Consider the following 19,691-nt stretch of genomic DNA (forward strand, 5'->3'; position numbering starts at 1 on the left):
TTGAAGAATTGGCGTAAGAAGAGAAGACCGTCAGACTGGCTGAGTGAATGATACGGTGAACAGAGGGAGTGTGAGCCATGAAATGCAGGAAATTACCTAATAATAAGTGGGAGTGTTACGAGGAAGGTCCGAGAGATCCTGTAACGAATAAGCGGAATGCCATTCGTAAACAAGCAACTAAGAAAAGTAGTGCTCAATTAAAAGTACAAATGGCTATAGATGCACTGGAGTCAGGAATCGATACCAAAAAAGCGAATCGAGTAACATTCGAAGAGATTGCATGGGAATGGTACAACGTCTATAGCGTCACTGGCATTAAGAATAGCACGATGCGAACGCGCGTACATGCCATTAAGGTGCTTTCCAAATACATTGGAGAAACACTCATTAACCGAGTAACACATGGCCACTTACAAAATATTTTAATAGACTTAGATAAACGCGGTTATTCATCTTCTCTGTTAAATGGCGTAAAAGTAACGGCTAATTTTGTTTTTAAACATGCTATTATCCATCGACTTAGAAAAGATAATCCCGCTACCGGATTAATCATCCCAAAACGACGAATGACCGTGGCAGAAATTGAAAGTGAAGAAATCAAAGAAAAGTACTTCGAATCTGAGGATCTCAAAAAGTTTTTAAAAGCTGCTATTGATAATGGGCTGCCAAACGATAAAGAATGGTTTTATTTAATGGCTTTTACGGGGATGCGCGTAGGAGAAGTTTGTGCCTTAAAATGGAGTGACGTGGATTTTAAAGAAAAAACGATTCGTGTAACGAAAACCTTGGACAATCCAAATGGGCGCATGTACACATATGAACTCACCCCACCAAAAACAAAGAAATCGATTCGCATTATTGAAGTCGATGACGATTTATTGGACATACTTAAATCCCATAAATCACGTCAATTAAAAACACGAATGAAATTTCGAAAACAATTTGAAAAGTACGACGAGGGCAATTTCGTTTTTGCTAGAGAAAACGGTTTCCCCTTTTACAGCAGACTGGTTTACACTCGGACGATTCGTCTTTGCAAATTGGCAGAATTAAAAAAAGTCGAAGGACCTCATATTATTCGCCACACCTATATCACGATGCTAGCAGAAGCTGGCGTAGACCTTCAGACGATTATGCAACGTGTCGGTCACGAAGATTCTAAGACGACCACCAGCATTTATATGCATATTACAAAAGCGATGAAGAAAAATGCTACCGATCAAGTTCATCATCATTTCGGCAACCTTTTTCGCATGAATCTCTAACTTTTGTGCGAGTATTGTGCGAGTAGGCGTTTTTTACAACAATAAAAACCCTGTAAACCCAATGGTATCAAGCTTTTTTCGATTTTGTACCCATTATCGTACGTGCAGCGTATACTGGCGCTCTTAAAATCGCTATAAGCCATGTTCTTCACCTCCTTTCATTCGCTATATAGACACAGATAAAAAAAAGAGATACATATTTAATGAATTTCTTTCTAAATCCTTCTATAATAGAAGTAATGGAAAAATGAGGTGAAACAATATGGAGCTGAATGGCTGGTTTTTATGGTTTATTCTATTTTGGGTAGTCGTCTTAGTAGGCCTTTTTGCTATTGGTGGATATTTTATGTTCAGAAAATTTCTGAAGTCGATGCCGAAAGAAGATGGCCTTTCAGATTTGAACTGGGAAGAATATTACGTTGATAAAACGATTCATTTATGGGGCGATGAAGAAAAAGCAATGTTGAACGAATTGGTTCAACCGGTTCCTGATTTATTTCGTCCGGTAGCTAAACAAAAAATTGCTGGTAGAATTGGACAAGTCCTACTCGAAGAAAAAGCCAAAAAGATGAAGTTAGAGCATATTATTCGAGGGTATATTCTAGCCACACCAAAAAGAGACCATAAATTTTTACGAAAAAAACTCAAAGAAATGCAAATTGATATTAATCCTTACGAACAGTATTTTGAACAGTAAAAAGCGCCGCTTCCTATTATGTAGGAGCAGCGCTTTTGTTTTTTGTAGCGAGTTTTTTATATTGCCACAGCATTGTCAATCGCCATGGCCAAAGCATACCGAATGCCAAGATCCAGAACATGCCTCCTAGCTCTCCAACATCTATGCTAGAGCTCAAGACAACTTTACCAATCACACGCACTAGTAACAGTCCAAATAAAATAAAGACAAATGCTTTTGACTGTTTCAAGTAGATATCCCCATCCCGAATTTCAAATTTCGACGTCCAAATTAAAATTGTCGAAAAGAGAATACCAACGGCCAAAGCTTCTACAATCTGCATAGGTGCAACTCGGAAAACCGGGAATATAAACATTAATGCCCCAGTCGACATAAAAAATGGAGGAAGAATAATTTTTTTGACCGAAGCTGGTTTTTTTGCTGCTTTAGATCGAATAATCATTGCAAGCAAGCCCATCACAAAAGCACCGACTGTCGTAACGATTAAATAAACTTCTGTAGGAATTTGATCAAACATGTAGATTATCCTCCAACTCATCTAATCGACGACGTAATTCATCGATTGGCACAAATCGGGCAAAACGCTGAACTTCTTTGCCTTCACGGAATAACATTACAACAGGTGCAGTAAACAGCATTAATTGGCCCGCCATTTCTGGCACTTTCGCAACATTGACCAAGTGAAAAGACAGCTTGTAGTCATCTTCAAAGCTTTCTACTTGAGGATGTAAACCTTCACAGACTGAACAATTGTCTGTTTTCACAAAAAGCAAAAAGGTCTGCTCTCCGCTAACTAACGATTGGAATTCTTCTATGTTTGAGATGAGTCTCACTGGTTTCACCAACTTTATACTAGTTTAAAATCCTTGGAAATCACCAAAAATCGGGCTAAGCACACGGATTAAATACGTCATGCCATCGAAAAACAGTAAAATACCAACTGCAATCATAACATATCCGCCAGCTTTCATAATCTTTTGGTTGTGTTTACGCAACCAACCCATACGTGTCACGAAGAATGATAAGACAAAAAACGGAATAGCAAAACCGAGTACGTAAGCTACCATATACCAAACGCCAGATCCGGGATTCGTTGCAGCAAGAGCGTAAATAGCTGCCGTTATGGGTCCTGTACATGGCGTCCAACCTGCTGCAAAAGCAAGACCAATTACGAATGTGCCGAGAAATCCTGATGGTCGGTTTTTAAAAGAGAACTTGCGGTCTTGCATTAAGAATTTTGGTGAAAAAACCCCGACAATCATTAACCCGAACAAAACAATAAAAATTGCGCCTGCTTGACGAATTACTTCATCGTATTGAATAAACCATTCATAGAAAAATGAAGTGCTAAACCCAAGTGCAATAAAGATTGTTGAAAAGCCTAATAGGAAAAACAAGGTATGAAACATGCCCCGTCTTTGCATCACTTTTTTATCGTTTTTAATTTCATCCATAGTCATACCTGTTATATAAGATAAAAATGCTGGATACAAAGGCAGTGTACATGGAGAAATAAAACTCAAAAAGCCGGCTCCAAAAGCTAAAAATAGATTAATATCAGATCCCACTTGTAATTCTCCTTCCTATGCTCTTCTCATCTTAACAAATTTCCTACTGAAACACTGCTTCTGTACCTGTGAAATCTTTGTGGACAAAATTTTATTTGTTGCGTTAATTTTTTTAGATGCTTTTTTTGAACTTTCGTAAAGATCCTTTAGTAGTTTACTACATATAAAATAAAAAAAGCTTACTTTCTCTTAAACTATTTCTTAAACTAGAAAACACAGCCATCTAGTCTTTAAATGGCCGTGTTTCAACAATTATTAGTACACTTAAGAACTGTTAACTATGCCTGATTTCTAATCATCCATTCACTTTTGCGGTACCGTTTTTTTCTGTACTATTAACGCTTTGTGTAAATTAGAAAACTTCTCTGGTTTACTCGACAATACCATTTTGCAGCAAATACATTTTATGATACAGACCATGCTGTTGAAGCAGTTGTTGATGTGTGCCACGCTCTACAATCTCTCCCTTGTGCAGCACCAAAATCAAGTCTGCTTCTTGAATCGTACTAAGTCTATGTGCGATTGCAATCGTCGTCCGTCCGAGTCTCATACGTTCAAGACTTGTTTGAATTGCGACTTCCGTCTCAGTATCAATATTTGCCGTCGCTTCATCAAGCACCAAAATTTTCGGATCAGTCACAATTGTCCGCGCGAATGCGACCAATTGTCGTTGACCACTTGAAAACGTCGACCCGCGCTCTGTGACTTTTTGATGGTAGCCTTCTGGTAATGCCTCGATAAACTGATTTGCTTGAACAAATTCTGCCGCTTCGCGAACAGCCGAGTCAGTGATCGTTTGATCATATAACCGAATATTACTTTCGATTGTTCCATAAAAAAGAAAAGGATCTTGCAATACCAACCCTAATTTTTTTCGTAACTCAGTCGTTTCATATTCTTTCACTGACATACCGTCTATACGAATGTTGCCTTCTGTAAATTCATAAAAACGCATCAATAAATTGATAATGGAGCTTTTCCCGCTACCTGTATGACCAACAAGTGCGACTGTTTGCCCTGGTAACGCAGTAAATGAAATATTTCTTAAGACATCTGTTTGGCCATCATAAGAAAAACTAACTTCTTGAAATTCAATTTTTCCTTCATCAATTCTAGCGGGGAGTCCTGTTTGATTTGGCGTCTTTTCTTGTTCATCTAGCAATAAGAACACACGTGATGCAGCGACAATCGCTTGTTGAAAAACCGATAGTCGCTGCATTACTTGATTAATTGGCTCAAAAAAGCGATCAATATACGTAACGAATGCATAAATCACACCCACTTCAACAGTATTCGAAAACGACGTAATCCCAAAGTAGCTTAATAAAAGAATTAGCGCCAGTGCATAAACCAAGTCAATCGCTGGACGCAATAATAATGCATCGACTTTAATATTCCGTTTTCCTGCTTCCCAATGCTTATCATTAATGGCGTTAAATTCATCTTTCAAGCGATTTTCTTGACCAAAAGCTTGAATTATTCCCATTCCTTGAACAGATTCGGATAATTTAGCATTTAATTGTCCAAGTCGCTCTCGTAGATCTAGATAAAACACCGAACTATATTGTCGGTATAAGTAAATAATCCATACCAATATTGGCAATAATATCAACGTGATAAGTGCCAATCGGACATTTAATATAAACATTGCGACATAAACACCAACAATCAAAAATGCACTTTGAATAAAACCAATCAGTACGGTAACAAACATTTCCTTGATCGCTTCGGTATCATTCGTAACACGCGACACGATACCTCCCGCAGGCGTTTTATCAAAATAGCGCATGCCAAGTCCTTGTACTTTTGTAAAAACATCGACACGCAGTTGTTGAATGATTTTTAATGCCACTTCTTGAAACTTCAATAATTGAAAATAACTGATAAGCACATTCGATGTTTGAATAATTAGATAAGCAACTGCTAAACCAACAATCGGTCCTGTTGGAAAATTTTCTAGTGTTAAATAATCGTCGATAAAAATTTTGATAAGATAGGGTCCTAAGATATCGCCAAGTACTGTCAGAATTAACAATCCCATTGCCAACGTTAATATTTTTTTATGCGGCGTCAAATACTGTAATAACCGCTTTAAGACAATCCATTGATCTCGCCCAGTCAACTCTTGCTGTTTTTCAGTTTCTTTAGTCAGCATTAGGATTCGCCTCCTTGTTCGACAAGCGCTTCTAATTGCTGCAGCTCATACATTTCATAATAACGTCCTTTTTTCTTCATCAATTCTTCATGTGAACCAATCTCTTCTAAGCTTCCTTGGTTCATTACTATAATTTGATGAGCATGTTGAATAGCACTTAGACGGTGTGACGTAATAATAGTCGTTTTTCCTGTTCGCGTTTTCTTCAACGATTTTAAGATAGATTCTTCTGTTTTAGCATCTACTGCTGACAATGAATCATCCAAAATCAAAAGCTCAGGAGTTGTCATAAGCGCTCGTGCAATTGAAATTCGTTGTTTCTGACCGCCTGACAACGACACACCACGTTCTCCTACCATCGTTGCATAACCTTCCGTAAAGTTTAAAATGTCTTCGTGAATGTATGCTAGTATAGCTGCATCTTGAACTTCCTTTAGACTAGCGTTCGGACGTGCGAAGGCAATGTTACCGGCAACACTTGTTGAAAACAAAAAATGATCTTGAGGAACATAGCCAATTGCTTGACGCAATCGCTGTTTTTTATAAAGATCAATAGAATACTCTCCAAATTGAATCACACCTTCGTAATCATCAAATTCTCGCAATAACAAACGCAAAATTGTTGATTTACCGGATCCTGTCTTTCCAACAATGCCTAATGTCTCACCACGTTTAACCGTAAAATGAACATCACGGAGCGCCGCTCGATCATCTCCAGTAAAGTTAAACTGCTCTAATGAAAAAACCAAATCTCCTGCTGGGTCTTTGTCAATCGCATCTTCTCTGTCATCGATATCAATCGGCTCCGCTAGCAATTGGCGAATACGATCGTAAGAAGCACGCCCACGCTCTACAATATTAAACAGCCAACCAAACGCCAACATCGGCCACACCAATAAGCCTAAATAAGCAGTAAAGGCAATGAGGTCACCAATCGTCATGTCACCATTGATCACAAAGTAAGACCCAAATCCAATGGTTAGAAAATAACAAATGCCAATAATCGCCGAAATCGTTGGATCAAACAAAGAATCCACGCGTGCTACTCGAATATTTTCTTCTACCACGCGTTCTGATAAACTTCTAAAATCTTCAATATCTTGTTGTTCTTGGCCAAAGGTCTTGATGACTTTCATTCCTGAGATGCTTTCTTGCGTTTTGTCATTTAATCCCGAAAAAGCTTGTTGCGCTCCGCGAAATCGTTCATGCAGCAATTTCCCGTAATAATTGGTCATATAAGCCATTACTGGCATTGGCAATAACACAATTAGCGTTAACTTCCAATCAATTGTGATTGCCATCGCAGCGATTACAAAACCACCTGTTGCAATGGAGTCAACAAGTGTCAAAACACCTGAACCGGCAGTTTGTTGCACTGCTTGTAAATCATTCGTAGCGTGTGCCATTAAATCCCCAACACGGCGCTTCTGATAAAAAGCCGGCGACATTTGTGTAAAATGCTGAAACAATCGCTCACGCAAACTGCGAGCCAACAAAATCGATGAGCCAAAAATCTGCAATCTCCAAATATATCTAAGAGCATACATCGCTAGTCCAGCCGCCGCTAAAATACTAAGCCATTTGATCAAATACGCAGCTGTCAATGTTCCTTCAGTAATGCGATCAACGATAAATCCAATAATGCGCGGAGGCAACACTCCGAGAAATGCGACGATCATTAATAAAAGTATTCCCAAAGCGTACTGCTTTTTCCGTTCTTTAAAAAACCAGCCCAATTCCCAAAATACGCGCATTTCATTTTACCCCTTACTGTTTATGTTTTTCGAGAGTATTTTGATACAGTATTTTTCATCTTATTTATTTTAGCAAATAGTGTTAACTATTGGAAAGACAATACTCCGACTTATGAAATAAGTTGGTCTTTTAGATAGGCTCGGTACTTTCTCGACTTTTCTTTAAGAAAGCTCCATAAAAGACCAAAATAAAAGCCGATTTTCCAAGGGGAAGAGGAAAATCGACTTCTATGGACCGACAGCGAGTACCAATCGCTAACGGCTTTATAGGGAATGGACTGTTTACCCGATGAGTTGCTTGGCAAGTCCCAATTGATGATGTACTTGTTCAAATCCTGTGCCACCCAGTGAGTTTCTTCTCTCTACTGCAGTTCTTGGCTTTAAGGTATGGTAAATATCTTCATCGATTAGCGGACTTGCTTGTTGAAGGTCAGCAAGTGGCAAATCTTTTAAAAAATATCCGCGCTGGATACAAGTGAAAACGAGTTTTCCAGTCACGTCATGCGCTTCTCTAAACGGCATCCCTTTGGCAGCAAGATAATCCGCCAATTCGGTGGCATTTGAAAAATCAGTATGTACCGCTTTTTCCATAGATTCTGTGCGGACGGTCATGGTACGGATCATGCCTTCAAAAATCGGCAAAGAACCTAGTAACGTGTGGACTGTATCAAACATACCTTCTTTGTCTTCTTGTAAGTCTTTGTTATAAGCCAGTGGCAGGCCTTTCAATGTCGTCAGCAAGCCAAATAAATTGCCGTAAACACGTCCCGTTTTGCCGCGGATCAACTCTGCCATATCTGGGTTTTTCTTTTGCGGCATAATGCTTGAACCGGTAGAGAACGCATCATCTAATTCAATGAAACGAAATTCTTCGCTCGACCACAGAATAATTTCTTCGGCAAAGCGAGACATGTGCATCATTAACATTGAAGCATTGCTAAGGAATTCAAGAATAAAATCACGGTCACTGACAGCATCCAAACTATTTTGATAAACCGCTGAAAATCCTAGCAGTTTTGCCGACATTTCGCGGTCAATCGGGAACGTTGTGCCAGACATCGCACCTGCTCCAAGTGGCGAAATATCAATGCGTTTCAACGATTCTGTTAACCGTTCTTTATCGCGCTGCAACATCCAAAAATACGTCATCAAGTGATGTCCAAAGGAAATGGGCTGTGCGCGTTGCAGATGCGTATAACCTGGCACAATCGTTTCCACGTGTTTCTCTGCTTGCATGACAATGGCTTCTTGAAAAGCGGTAATAGCCTCGATAATTTCGCCAACCCTATTTTTTAAATACAAATGCATATCCGTTGCTACTTGGTCATTTCGACTTCTGGCGGTATGCAATTTGCCACCAACCGGACCAATTTCATCGATCAGCTGTTTTTCTAAGTTTAAGTGGATGTCTTCATTCGATACGCTAAACTCTAAATCCCCGTCTTGTGCTTTTTGTTTTAACGTCGCAAGACCAGATAAAATAAGTTCGGCATCTTCTGTAGAAAGAATTTGACAGGCCGCTAGCATTTTCACATGTGCCGTGCTGCCTTCTAAATCTTCCATTACCAACTTTTGGTCGTAGGAAATGGAAGCACCAAATTCATCGACCCACTGTTCGGCCGATTTTTGAAAACGGCCGCTCCACAGTTTGGTCATGCTTTCACCTTCTCTTTCAAGTCTTCAGGAATCGCTACTTCTTTTTTGTTGACCATTGAGTTCACAACTGTCGGAAGTCCCCATAGTTCGATAAAACCAACTGCAGATGCATGGTTAAATGTATCATCTGTCGAATACGTAGCTAATTGCTCATTGTAAAGTGAATTTGCAGATTTACGTCCTTCGATAATGGCATGACCTTTAAACAATTTCACACGTACTGTTCCGTTGACGTAAACTTGCGTTTCTTTTAAGAATGCTTCAAGCGCAACACGTAGCGGAGAGAACCATAAACCTTCATAAATCAACTCAGTCAATTTCTTTTCGATTACTGGCTTGAAATGAGCCATTTCTTTGACCAATGTAATATCTTCAAGCTCTTTATGTGCTGCGATTAACGTCATTGCTGCAGGAGCTTCGTATACTTCACGCGATTTAATGCCCACTAAACGGTTCTCAATATGATCAATTCTACCGACACCGTGTTTGCCGGCAATTACATTTAATTCTTGAATTAATTTAGATAACGAGTATGAAATGCCATTTAGTTGTGTTGGAACACCGTTAACGAATTCGATTTCAACACTATCCGCTGTGTCGGGTGTTGTTTCAAGAGAATTTGTAATGTCATACGCTTCTTCTGGTGGCGTTGTCCACGGGTTTTCCAATACGCCACATTCGTTCGCACGTCCCCATAGATTTTGATCGATTGAAAATGGGCTATCCAAATTCACTGGGATTGGAATATTATGCAGTTTTGCATAAGCGATTTCTTCATCACGTGACCATCCCCATTGTCTAACTGGTGCTACAACTTCAAGATTCGGGTTTAACGACTTGATCGAAACTTCAAAACGTACTTGATCGTTGCCTTTGCCTGTACAACCGTGAGCAACAGCGCTTGATCCTGTAGCTTCTGCAATTTCAACTAATTTTTTGGAAATCAATGGACGAGACAAAGCAGACACTAATGGATATTTCCCTTCATATAAGGTATGAGCTTGCAATGAGATTAAGGCATATTCATCTGCAAATTCGTCTCTTGCATCAATCATATAACTTTCAACCGCTCCTACTTGAAGCGCTTTTTGTTTAATAAAATCTAAATCTTTGCCTTCCCCGATATCTAGACAAACCGCTACAACGTCGTAGCCTTCTTCTTTGAGCCATGGAATGGCTACCGATGTATCTAGTCCACCTGAATATGCGAGCACAATCTTTTTAGTCAATATAAAAACCTCCAATGTATTTTTATGCATCTTATTATATGAATATACACATAATATCATGGATATTTAACAAGTGCAAGAAATACCTTACGAAAATTTTTATAAAAAAAAAAGCAGCCGAAGCTGCTCCATTTCTTTATTCACTATCATCTCCACCAATATTGTACTCATGTGTTTCCAAATCAATTCGAACTTCATTCATTTCTCCTGTTTCCATATTACTGAATAAAAAACCAATTTCATTATCACGGACAATAGGCTGTCCCATCATAATCAAACGTGATAATTGTTCTTTATTAATAAAAGCTTCTAAAGCGTCTGATTGTGCCACAGATTCTTCATCCGTTAAAATCGTAATGGTTTCCGCTTCACCTTGCATAGGAAATGATTCTGCTAACGGCCCTTGATAGTCCATGCTAACTTTCATTCCTGTGCGGATATCACGAATAACACCTTCAGTTGTTTCTGCACCATCACTCAGTTGCACTTTAACATCTTCTGGAATACTAAAGTAAATATTGTTAACAAGAATGCTATCGCCACTAACTTGCGTAATAAATCCTTCTTCTGTCATATTTTTTTGTTCAACTGCCATTTCCGTATCATCTTTTTTGTCCGCTTTTTTTATCTCAGCCAGTTTTGCTTCTTCGTTCGAACATGCAGCCAGTAGCAATACACTAGCTAAAAATAAACTCCATTTTTTCAAAGTTACCCAATCCTTTTCTTGTTTATTCATGATGTCAACTACGTTCTAGTTAATTTTAACGGTTGTCTGAATGAGTTGCAATTATCAGCTTTGTTTAAACTTTACTGTAGTAGAAAATGCCACCGTCTCGTATTTGTTCTTTGATCAACCCTTCTTCTACTAAGTAATCCAGTTGACCAATTGTTTCAGATAATGTAAGACCTAGTTCTTTTTCATATGCGTGAGCAAACAACTCTTTTGTTAATTCGTAAACAGTCCGTTCTTGGTTACCAATTAACCCTAAAGCCTTTACAGCTCGCTGATGTTGTTTTTCAAGGCGACTTGCTATTAAGGCATGCGCATCGTAAACTTCTTCTCCATGTCCACTGTAAATTACATTGATGGGCATTTCCAACAAACGGCTAAGTGAAGCATTGTATTGAAGCAATGATTTTGGTCGTCCTTGCGTAGGATCTAGTGGTGGTTCTATGAGCGGATTGGAAGATACTGTTGCGATAACATGATCGCCTCCAATCATTTCTCCTGTCTTTTTGTTCCAAAATGATAAATGACTTTGAGCATGTCCAAGTGTTTCGAGAACTTGCCAATCAGGATGTCCCGGGACTATATCTCCTTCATTAATGGACTTATCTAATGGTCGATTGCCCATTAAATTTAACGGTCGCTTCATTTTTTTTACCCAAAATTGCAAATCACCTGGAACGCCTTCTTCTTTTAACCGCTCCAAATAAAAGGTGTCATGGTAGTCAAAAAATTGTTGGTCGCGTCGAAGCCACGGGTCATTATACGGATGTCCATAGAGTTTTGCCTGTTCAAAGCCATCTACCCAGCCTGTATGATCTGGGTGATGATGCGTCAACACCACTTGTTCGATGTCATTTGGCACAGCGCCCAGTTTTTTTAGTCCTGCTTTTAAAGCAGACCAAGCTTCTGGCGTTTTCGGGCCAGCATCAATTAATGTTAGCATATCTCCTTTTAATAAATAGGAATTAACGTCTCCCACCGCAAAAGGTGTAGGAATAATAATCTTATGTAAAGTCAATCTACCATCTCCTCTGAATGAATCACTATTCATCTATCATACATGGAAAATCCCGTATCGTCATTTTTTTATGTAATTTGACAAAAAGTCGCTTTGTCCTCTATAATTTACTAAGATATGTGAGCGAAGATAAAGAAAAGTAAACAAAGTGATGTGTAAAGAGAGTGCTACTTTAGCTGAGATGTGCACCTCCTCTCCTTTGTAGAACCTCCTTTTGAGCTGTCGTGAAAACGCGACCGTTTTTCCGCGTTAAGGATATCGAGTGGTGTCTTTATGACAAACTTAGGTGGTACCGCGGAAACAAAGCGTTTTCGTCCTTGTATAAACAGGGATGAATGCGCTTTTTATTTTGAGGAAAGAGAGTGATAGATATGAAGATAGTCTGTGTAGGCGCAGGATCAATGGCAGAGTCCATGATCCACGGCTGGATCAATAAGCGAATTATGAAGCCAGAAGAAATTTCGGTCATGAATAAATCGGACCAAGATCGCTTAGAATTTTTAAGTGATGAATACGGAGTAAATATCGTATGCCAAGAAAAATCAGAATTAAAGAATGCTAATTTTGTTTTATTAGCCATGAAACCAAAAGATGTAGAAGCAGCACTTAATGGCATCAAAGACAAGCTCTCAGGCAACACCGTAATATTATCAGTTGCAGCAGGAGTTTCAATTGATAGTATTCAAAAACATGTCGGTAATTTCGCTGTAGCTCGTGCGATGCCGAATACATCTGCAAAAATCGGAAAATCGGCTACAGGTGTAGCTTGGAGCAAACATGTGACACTTAATCAGCAACACGAATTGCGTGATTTATTATCTTCAATTGGTAGCGTAACGGTTGTTGAAGAAGAACAATTGCATGCCGTTACCGGTGTTGCCGGAAGCGGACCTGCTTATATTTATTATTTTGCTGAAGCAATGACAGAGGCAGCGATTGCCAATGGTTTATCTAAGGCAGATGCTAAAAAACTAGTCCGTCAAACGTTTGCTGGTGCAGCCGAAATGTTGCAACAAGAAGATTTTGCTGAATTGCGTGTTAAAGTTACAAGCCCCAACGGCACCACTGCAGCAGGTCTTGATTCTTTAGCAGAAAACAATTTTAAAAACATCGTTGGCGAATGCGTGACAAAAGCTTCTGAACGTTCAAAAGAGCTTGGAAAAGAATTTAAATAGTCTCTCCTGTATAATTTGTAGTTGTATCTAAACAAGGAGGAGTTTTTTATGGTCAAGTTATTTGAACCCTTTACAATTAAAGGAACGGTATTTAAAAATCGCATTGTTATGGCACCGATGTGCATGTATCAAAGTGATCAAGAAGATGGACAAATTACCGACTGGCATCGTGTGCATTATCCGACGCGTGCAGTTGGGGGAATCGGTCTTATTATTACTGAAGCTACTGCGGTTCAACCACAAGGGCGTATTTCCTCCAGAGACCTTGGCATATGGGACGATCATCATATTGAAGGTCAATCAGAAATTGTTCGATTGATGAAGCAAAACGGTGCAAAGACCGGTATTCAATTAGCTCATGCAGGTAGAAAAGCAACAGTCGATGGAGACATTTACTCATCAAGCGCACTTGCTTTTGATGACAGCTACAAATTGCCAGTAGAGATGTCTGTTGCTGATATTAAAGACACAATCCAAGCTTTTAAAAATGGCGCAATTCGTGCAAAAAAAGCAGGGTTTGATGTTATTGAACTTCACGGAGCACATGGTTATTTAATCAATCAATTTTTATCTCCATTAACAAACAAACGGACAGATCAATATGGTGGCACGGTAGAAAATCGTTACCGTCTTTTGCGAAACGTTATAGACGCAGTTAATGAAATATGGGATGGTCCTTTATTTGTTCGCATATCTGCTCATGATTATACAGAAAGTGGCATGACTCCAGAGCACTATGTAGAAATGTGTCAATGGATGAAGCAACAAGGCGTTGATTTGATCGATGTTAGTTCTGGTGCTGTGGTCCCTGCACGTATCCCTGTGTTTCCTGGCTACCAAGTTCCTTATGCGGAAACCATAAAAAAAAATACACCCATCGCGACGGGTGCTGTTGGATTGATCACAAGTCCATTGCATGCAGAAGAAATTTTACAAAACGGACGCGCAGATATGATCTTTCTAGCGCGTGAATTGCTTCGTGATCCTTACTGGGCATTTACCGCTGCTAAACAACTAAACGCAGACATAACGGCTCCAGTGCCTTATAAACGAGGATGGGTATAAGGTAGTTGCAAAATACTTCAGATTTAGTATACTAAAGGTAACGTAAAAAAACCGAATGCTTTCGCATTCGGCCAGCTGTAACCCGCTACGAGAGCGGCCGGCTGGAATACAGGCTTAAAAAATAACCGTCATTCCACGCCACATGGGACGGTTATTTTTTTTTGTTAGTGACCAAAATCATGGAAACGACAAGTGTCAAAGCACTAATCGTCAACCCAATACTCGTAAATACGAGACCGAATGATTCTGCAATGGTCATGTTACCACCCCCTCTCTTTGGGAATGGCCAAACCGCCCTCATACAGCTGTACCTTTATTTTAACACAAAAAGAACGTATGTTCTATTATTTACAAAAATTATTTTGTTTCTTACTAAAAAAAACCATCTTCAAAGATGGCTTCCCTGTTTTTTCCTGATTTTTTTTTCGTGTTGAATCCATTCAAATTCCATAAAGTCGCGTGCAATAAACCCACATGTATGAATTTCTCGCATTTGTTTTAACAATAATTTTTCATCTTCCGGTAAAAATCGAGCACTAATATGATTCATGATCAATGTATGAGCATTGGCTCTTCGGGCAGTTTCTGCCGCTTCGAAAACGGTAGAATGACCATATTCTCCAGCCATTTTAATAGCACTTCCATCAAAGGTTGCTTCATGTACTAAAACATCTGCATCATACGCTAACTCAATTGCCGCCTGACAAAAACGACTGTCTCCTAGTATAGTGACAATAAACCCCCGCTCTTCTGCATCAGTCACATCACTACTGCGAACCCATGTACCATCTGAAAGTTCAACATCTTGTCCGTTTTTCAATGCGGCCAATAAAGGACCTTTCGGCACACCAAGTAATAAAGCTTTATTGATTTGAAGCTTTGGTGGCAGTGGGTGTTGTGAGATTCGAAATCCGTAAGACGGTATCACGTGATCAAGAAGACGTGTTTCTACTGTCATTAATCTATCTTCAAAAACCTTTCCTTCTACTAGTTCGTGAAAAACAATTGGATACGTTAAATGCGTTCGACTAATTTTTAAAGTCATCGTGACATAGTCTTTTATACCAACGGGTCCATAAATTTCTAAAGGTTCATCTCCTCCTTGAAAAGAACGTGAGCCTAGAAGTCCTGGCAAACCAAAAATATGATCTCCATGCATATGTGTTATAAAAATTTTTTCGATTTTACGTGGCTTGATCGTTGTATGTAAAATTTGATGTTGCGTTGCTTCTCCGCAATCAAATAACCAAACAGTTCCTCGCTCTTCGAGCAATTTCAATATCAATGCAGAAGTGTTGCGTTGTTTTGAAGGCATTCCAGCACCTGTACCAAGAAATAATAACTGCATGCTTTCCCTACTTTCTATGATGGTCGTGATCATCTAAAAAATCTTTGCTGAAACTTGTTTTAGCATCGTAGTTGACTTTTTTTGTTTTCGTCCCTCGTGTCAACACACTTTTGCCAAAACGCGTTTCTAGTTTTGCCATTAAATCTAAAATGGGTTCTTCTTTGACATGTTCTTGAAAGTTGAAAATGGATAGTTGTTCAGTCATGTCTTCTTTAGCCGCGACATTTGACACGGTTACGCCAATCAGTCGTAAAGGTTCCCCATTCCAATGTCTTGTAAACAATTGCCACGCATTGCGTTGAATGTCTTTAGATTTCCAAACCGTGTTATTTAAAGTCACGCTACGCGTTCTATTTTTCCAGTCTGAACTGCGTGTTTGAATACTAACAGTTGAACCAGCCAATTCTTTTGCTTCTAATCGATTGGCCACTTTGTCGCTAAGCTGTCGAAACAAAACACGCAAATTTTGTTCATCTGTTTCGTCTATAGGCAAGGTCGTAGATGTTCCCACACTTTTTGTGTCATAAATAGAGTCTGGGTCTACCGCTCGCTCATCAATGCCATTTGCACGTTCTCGCAAACGCAAACCATTTTTTCCGATTGTTTCTTTAACTAATCCTTCGTTAGCAGTTGCCAATTCACCAATTGTTTCAATTTTAATCGTTTTTAAGCGTGTAGCTGTGCTTTCCCCAATCCCATGCATATCAATTACAGGTTTGGGCCATAGCAAATCTTGTATGCTTCGCTTTCGTAGCACCGTAACACCCATTGGCTTTTTCATATCAGATGCTGTTTTCGCCAAAAACTTATTTGGAGCAATACCGATCGAACACGGCAAATCTAATTCTTTTACTAAACGCTGTTGGATTTCTTCAGCAATCTCCAAAGCATGACGATGTTCTGTTAATGATGTAACATCCAAATAGCCTTCATCAATCGATACGGGTTCGACTAACTCAGTAAACGACCTTAAAATATCAAACATCGCTTTTGATGCTTCGCGATATCGCTCAAAGTTAGGTGGCATTAGCAACAAGTCAGGGTATTTTCGTTTTGCTTCATGCACTTGCATGGTGGTATAAATGCCATGCGCTCGTGCTTCGTAAGAACAAGTGACAATAATACCTCTTCGTTCTTTTGGATTTCCAGCAATGGCTATCGCTTTTCCTTTTAGCTCCGGGTTGTGTGCTTGTTCCACGGATGCATAAAAACTATTCATATCTATATGAAAAATAACTCGACTGGCCATGACGCGTTCTCTCTTTTCCTTTTCTTTTAGTGTATCAAAAAAGAGAGAACATACATACTGTTCTCTCTTTTTTCATACTGACTTTTTTATTTAGCTGACCGTGGATTCTTTCACGATTTCAACTAGTAATTCTGTTAATTTTTCAAGCTCTTCGATTGGCATGCGTTCATTTTTTGTGTGAATTTCTTCATAGCCGACACATAGGTTTACAGTAGGAATACCAAATCCATTAAAGATATTGGCATCACTACCTCCACCACTTGTTAGGATTGGAGAAGGACGACCAATTTTAGCTGCTGCTTTTTGAGCAATTTCGACAACAGGATTCATATCATCAAAATAGAAACCTGGATACATTAATTTGACTTCTGTTTCAGCATGACCTCCAAGTTTTTCAGCTACTTGTTCAAAAACTGATTCCATATGTGTTGTTTGTGCGGCTAATTTATCTTCACTGATCGAACGTGCTTCTGATAAAATGTGAACTTCATCACACACAATATTCGTAGCTCCGCCACCTTCAAAATGACCAATATTAGCAGTTGTTTCTTCGTCAATGCGACCAAGTGACATTTTAGCAATCGCTTTTGCCGCAATGGTAATCGCTGAAATCCCTTTTTCAGGTGCCACACCAGCATGTGCCGTTTTCCCATGGATTGTTGTCCATAATTTTGCCTGGTTTGGAGCTGCTGTTACAATGCCGCCCACTTTCCCATCACTATCTACAGCATAGCCGTATTTCGCAATAATTAATGAAGAATCCAACTCTTTAGCGCCTACTAAACCACTTTCTTCTCCTGCTGTTATAACTAATTGAATATCTCCATGAGGAATTTCTTGCTCTTGAAGTACACGAATCATTTCAAACAAAGCAGCCATTCCCGCTTTGTCATCTGCACCTAAAATCGTTGTGCCATCCGAATAAATATAGCCGTCTTTAATTTCAGGCTTAACACCAACGCCTGGTGTTACTGTGTCCATGTGTACAGTAAAGTAAATAGCTGGAATTTCAGTTAAGTTGCCACGAAGCGTAGCAATAATATTTCCTGCACCGTGACCTGTAAGAGCAGCTGATTCATCGATTACGACATGAAAACCCATTGCTTCTAGTTTACTTTTTAATATGAGTGAAATAGGACCTTCATATTTTGTTTCCGAATCGATTTGAACCAATTCTAAAAACTCATTTATTAATCTTTCTTTATTCATTTTAAGCACTCCTTTTTTATTTACAATGGCATATTGCCGTGTTTTTTGGCAGGACGTGTATCTTGTTTATGGCGCATCATTTCTAAAGCTTGAATTAATTTAATGCGTGTTTCACGTGGATCGATTACATCATCTACCATGCCACGAGCTGCTGCTACATATGGATTGGCAAATTTCACACGGTATTCTTCTATTTTTGCAGCACGCGTTTCTTCTGGATTATCACTTGCTGCAATTTCACGTGCAAAAATAATGTTGGCAGCACCATTAGGCCCCATTACAGCAATTTCTGCGTTTGGCCATGAATACACTAAATCTGCTCCGATTGATTTGGAGTTTAATGCGACATATGCACCACCGTAAGCTTTTCTTAAAATTACCGTCATTTTAGGAACCGTTGCTTCTGAATACGCATACAAAATTTTTGCGCCATGACGAATAATGCCACCATGTTCTTGTTTGATTCCTGGGAAAAAGCCTGTAACATCTTCAAACGTAATCAAAGGAATATTAAACGAGTCACAAAAACGAATGAATCGTGCTGCTTTATCGGACGAATCAATATCAAGTCCACCAGCCATAACTTTTGGTTGGTTACAAATTAACCCTACAGTTTCGCCTTTAATACGTGCTAGTCCAATAACAATATTGCGCGCAAATTCCGGTTGTACTTCCATGAAACTGTCTTTGTCTACAACTTGTTCCACAACTTTACGAACATCATATGGACGAATCGCTTCAAAAGGAACGACATCTGCCAAGTCTGGACGGTAATCGTCGTCTTCGCCAGCTTCAAGACGTGGTGGCATTTCTTTATTATTTTGCGGCAAGTAACTAATTAGTTGACGTACCATTTCTAACACTTTTTGTTCTGAATCTCCACGAAAATGCGCATTTCCGCTTATTGCTGTATGTACTTTTGATCCACCAAGGTCTTCGGCAGATATTTTCTCTCCTGTTACTGTTTCAATTACTTTAGGTCCTGTAATAAACATTTGACTCGTTTTATCAACCATAAACACAAAATCAGTGATTGCTGGTGAATAAACAGCACCACCTGCAGATGGTCCCATTATGACAGAAATTTGTGGAATAACTCCAGAATAAATGGAATTGCGATAGAAAATTTGGCCATAGCCATCTAATGACAAGACACCTTCTTGAATGCGAGCTCCGCCTGAATCGTTTAATCCGATAAATGGCGCTCCGTTACGAGCTGCCAAATCCATTACATTGGCAATTTTTTTAGCATGCATTTCACCCAAAGCTCCACCGAACACAGTAAAATCTTGAGAAAATAAATATATAGGTTTGCCGTTAACTTTTCCGTATCCTGTAACCACACCTTCACCAGGTCCCTCTGCCATTCCAAAATCTGTTGTTCGGTGCTCAACAAATGGACTTAGTTCAACAAATGAATCTTCATCAACCAATAAATCAATGCGTTCGCGCGCTGTTAATTTTCCTTTAGCATGTTGCTTTTCAATGCGTTCTTCACCACCACCAAGTTCAATTTCTCGCTTACGGTCGTACAACTCATTAATTCTTTCGTAAATGTCCATTTTCTCCACTC

Annotated in this window: 17 protein-coding genes and 1 other annotated feature; of the genes, 4 read left to right on the forward strand and 13 right to left on the reverse strand. The window is 39.2% G+C overall.

Annotated elements, in window-relative coordinates; all coding sequences use genetic code 11:
* Positions 1 to 77 precede the first annotated feature (77 nt).
* Positions 78 to 1,265 (forward strand): tyrosine-type recombinase/integrase, encoded by a 1,188-nt coding sequence (locus tag I858_RS08520; RefSeq protein WP_065524758.1) that lies wholly within the window; start codon positions 78 to 80, stop codon positions 1,263 to 1,265.
* Between the two features lie 262 nt (positions 1,266 to 1,527).
* Positions 1,528 to 1,962 carry a DUF2621 domain-containing protein gene (locus tag I858_RS08525; protein WP_065524757.1) on the forward strand — a complete coding sequence of 145 codons (435 nt, stop codon included), beginning with the start codon at positions 1,528 to 1,530 and terminating at the stop codon, positions 1,960 to 1,962.
* Between the two features lie 16 nt (positions 1,963 to 1,978).
* Here the strand turns inward: I858_RS08525 and I858_RS08530 are convergent, their stop codons facing one another.
* From I858_RS08530 to I858_RS08570, 9 genes are all read right to left on the reverse strand, one after another.
* On the reverse strand, positions 1,979 to 2,479 hold the full coding sequence (locus I858_RS08530) for a CcdC family protein (RefSeq protein ID WP_065524756.1): 501 nt from the start codon (positions 2,477 to 2,479) through the stop codon (positions 1,979 to 1,981).
* Positions 2,472 to 2,804, reverse strand: coding sequence for a thioredoxin family protein (locus I858_RS08535; protein WP_420812602.1), 333 nt, complete (start codon positions 2,802 to 2,804; stop codon positions 2,472 to 2,474). Before I858_RS08535 ends, I858_RS08530 begins: the two co-directional genes overlap by 8 nt.
* A gap of 15 nt (positions 2,805 to 2,819) precedes the next feature.
* On the reverse strand, positions 2,820 to 3,530 hold the full coding sequence (locus tag I858_RS08540; RefSeq protein WP_065524754.1) for a cytochrome c biogenesis CcdA family protein: 711 nt from the start codon (positions 3,528 to 3,530) through the stop codon (positions 2,820 to 2,822).
* A 370-nt stretch (positions 3,531 to 3,900) separates the two neighbouring features.
* Complete coding sequence (locus I858_RS08545) at positions 3,901 to 5,685, reverse strand: ABC transporter ATP-binding protein (protein ID WP_065524753.1); 1,785 nt, start codon at positions 5,683 to 5,685, stop codon at positions 3,901 to 3,903.
* On the reverse strand, positions 5,685 to 7,439 hold the full coding sequence (locus I858_RS08550; RefSeq protein WP_065524752.1) for an ABC transporter transmembrane domain-containing protein: 1,755 nt from the start codon (positions 7,437 to 7,439) through the stop codon (positions 5,685 to 5,687). Before I858_RS08550 ends, I858_RS08545 begins: the two co-directional genes overlap by 1 nt.
* Before the next feature lie 282 nt (positions 7,440 to 7,721).
* Entirely contained in the window at positions 7,722 to 9,095 is a 1,374-nt protein-coding gene (argH, locus tag I858_RS08555) for an argininosuccinate lyase (protein WP_065524751.1), read from the reverse strand.
* Positions 9,092 to 10,354, reverse strand: a complete 1,263-nt coding sequence (locus tag I858_RS08560) for an argininosuccinate synthase (protein WP_420812603.1) — start codon at positions 10,352 to 10,354, stop codon at positions 9,092 to 9,094. The genes argH and I858_RS08560 overlap by 4 nt, the downstream gene beginning before the upstream one ends.
* A 106-nt stretch (positions 10,355 to 10,460) precedes the next feature.
* Positions 10,461 to 11,060: a DUF3221 domain-containing protein gene (locus I858_RS08565; protein WP_239457112.1), complete on the reverse strand. Its 600-nt coding sequence runs from the start codon at positions 11,058 to 11,060 to the stop codon at positions 10,461 to 10,463.
* A gap of 64 nt (positions 11,061 to 11,124) precedes the next feature.
* Positions 11,125 to 12,072 (reverse strand): MBL fold metallo-hydrolase, encoded by a 948-nt coding sequence (locus tag I858_RS08570; protein WP_065524749.1) that lies wholly within the window; start codon positions 12,070 to 12,072, stop codon positions 11,125 to 11,127.
* Positions 12,073 to 12,189: 117 nt separating this feature from the next.
* Positions 12,190 to 12,394: a binding site (T-box leader), on the forward strand.
* 49 nt (positions 12,395 to 12,443) lie between these two features.
* Here I858_RS08570 and proC point away from each other — a divergent pair.
* Together proC and namA are read left to right on the forward strand one after the other, a co-directional pair.
* Positions 12,444 to 13,247 carry a pyrroline-5-carboxylate reductase gene (gene proC / locus I858_RS08575; protein WP_071645358.1) on the forward strand — a complete coding sequence of 268 codons (804 nt, stop codon included), beginning with the start codon at positions 12,444 to 12,446 and terminating at the stop codon, positions 13,245 to 13,247.
* 48 nt (positions 13,248 to 13,295) lie between these two features.
* Positions 13,296 to 14,312, forward strand: a complete 1,017-nt coding sequence (gene namA, locus I858_RS08580; RefSeq protein ID WP_065524748.1) for an NADPH dehydrogenase NamA — start codon at positions 13,296 to 13,298, stop codon at positions 14,310 to 14,312.
* A 388-nt stretch (positions 14,313 to 14,700) separates the two neighbouring features.
* Here the strand turns inward: namA and rnz are convergent, their stop codons facing one another.
* The 4 genes from rnz to I858_RS08600 form a co-directional block, all read right to left on the reverse strand.
* Positions 14,701 to 15,660 (reverse strand): ribonuclease Z, encoded by a 960-nt coding sequence (rnz, locus tag I858_RS08585; RefSeq protein WP_065524747.1) that lies wholly within the window; start codon positions 15,658 to 15,660, stop codon positions 14,701 to 14,703.
* A gap of 7 nt (positions 15,661 to 15,667) precedes the next feature.
* Positions 15,668 to 16,909 (reverse strand): DNA polymerase IV, encoded by a 1,242-nt coding sequence (locus I858_RS08590; protein WP_065524746.1) that lies wholly within the window; start codon positions 16,907 to 16,909, stop codon positions 15,668 to 15,670.
* Between the two features lie 90 nt (positions 16,910 to 16,999).
* Positions 17,000 to 18,118: a M20/M25/M40 family metallo-hydrolase gene (locus tag I858_RS08595; protein ID WP_065524745.1), complete on the reverse strand. Its 1,119-nt coding sequence runs from the start codon at positions 18,116 to 18,118 to the stop codon at positions 17,000 to 17,002.
* 20 nt (positions 18,119 to 18,138) lie between these two features.
* On the reverse strand, positions 18,139 to 19,680 hold the full coding sequence (locus I858_RS08600; RefSeq protein WP_065524744.1) for an acyl-CoA carboxylase subunit beta: 1,542 nt from the start codon (positions 19,678 to 19,680) through the stop codon (positions 18,139 to 18,141).
* Between the last annotated feature and the right edge of the window lie 11 nt (positions 19,681 to 19,691).

Origin of the sequence: Planococcus versutus (assembly GCF_001186155.3) — a bacterium.
GTDB classification, from domain to species: Bacteria; Bacillota; Bacilli; order Bacillales_A; family Planococcaceae; genus Planococcus; species Planococcus versutus.

Coding starts and splice junctions, on each gene's coding strand:
- I858_RS08520 (WP_065524758.1), top strand. CDS start 78: ATGAAATGCAGGAAATTACCTAATAATAAGTGGGAGTGTTACGAGGAA.
- I858_RS08525 (WP_065524757.1), top strand. CDS start 1,528: ATGGAGCTGAATGGCTGGTTTTTATGGTTTATTCTATTTTGGGTAGTC.
- I858_RS08530 (WP_065524756.1), bottom strand. CDS start 2,479: ATGTTTGATCAAATTCCTACAGAAGTTTATTTAATCGTTACGACAGTC.
- I858_RS08545 (WP_065524753.1), bottom strand. CDS start 5,685: ATGCTGACTAAAGAAACTGAAAAACAGCAAGAGTTGACTGGGCGAGAT.
- I858_RS08550 (WP_065524752.1), bottom strand. CDS start 7,439: ATGCGCGTATTTTGGGAATTGGGCTGGTTTTTTAAAGAACGGAAAAAG.
- argH (WP_065524751.1), bottom strand. CDS start 9,095: ATGACCAAACTGTGGAGCGGCCGTTTTCAAAAATCGGCCGAACAGTGG.
- I858_RS08560 (WP_420812603.1), bottom strand. CDS start 10,354: ATGCATAAAAATACATTGGAGGTTTTTATATTGACTAAAAAGATTGTG.
- I858_RS08565 (WP_239457112.1), bottom strand. CDS start 11,060: ATGAATAAACAAGAAAAGGATTGGGTAACTTTGAAAAAATGGAGTTTA.
- proC (WP_071645358.1), top strand. CDS start 12,444: ATGAAGATAGTCTGTGTAGGCGCAGGATCAATGGCAGAGTCCATGATC.
- namA (WP_065524748.1), top strand. CDS start 13,296: ATGGTCAAGTTATTTGAACCCTTTACAATTAAAGGAACGGTATTTAAA.
- rnz (WP_065524747.1), bottom strand. CDS start 15,660: ATGCAGTTATTATTTCTTGGTACAGGTGCTGGAATGCCTTCAAAACAA.
- I858_RS08590 (WP_065524746.1), bottom strand. CDS start 16,909: ATGGCCAGTCGAGTTATTTTTCATATAGATATGAATAGTTTTTATGCA.
- I858_RS08595 (WP_065524745.1), bottom strand. CDS start 18,118: ATGAATAAAGAAAGATTAATAAATGAGTTTTTAGAATTGGTTCAAATC.
- I858_RS08600 (WP_065524744.1), bottom strand. CDS start 19,680: ATGGACATTTACGAAAGAATTAATGAGTTGTACGACCGTAAGCGAGAA.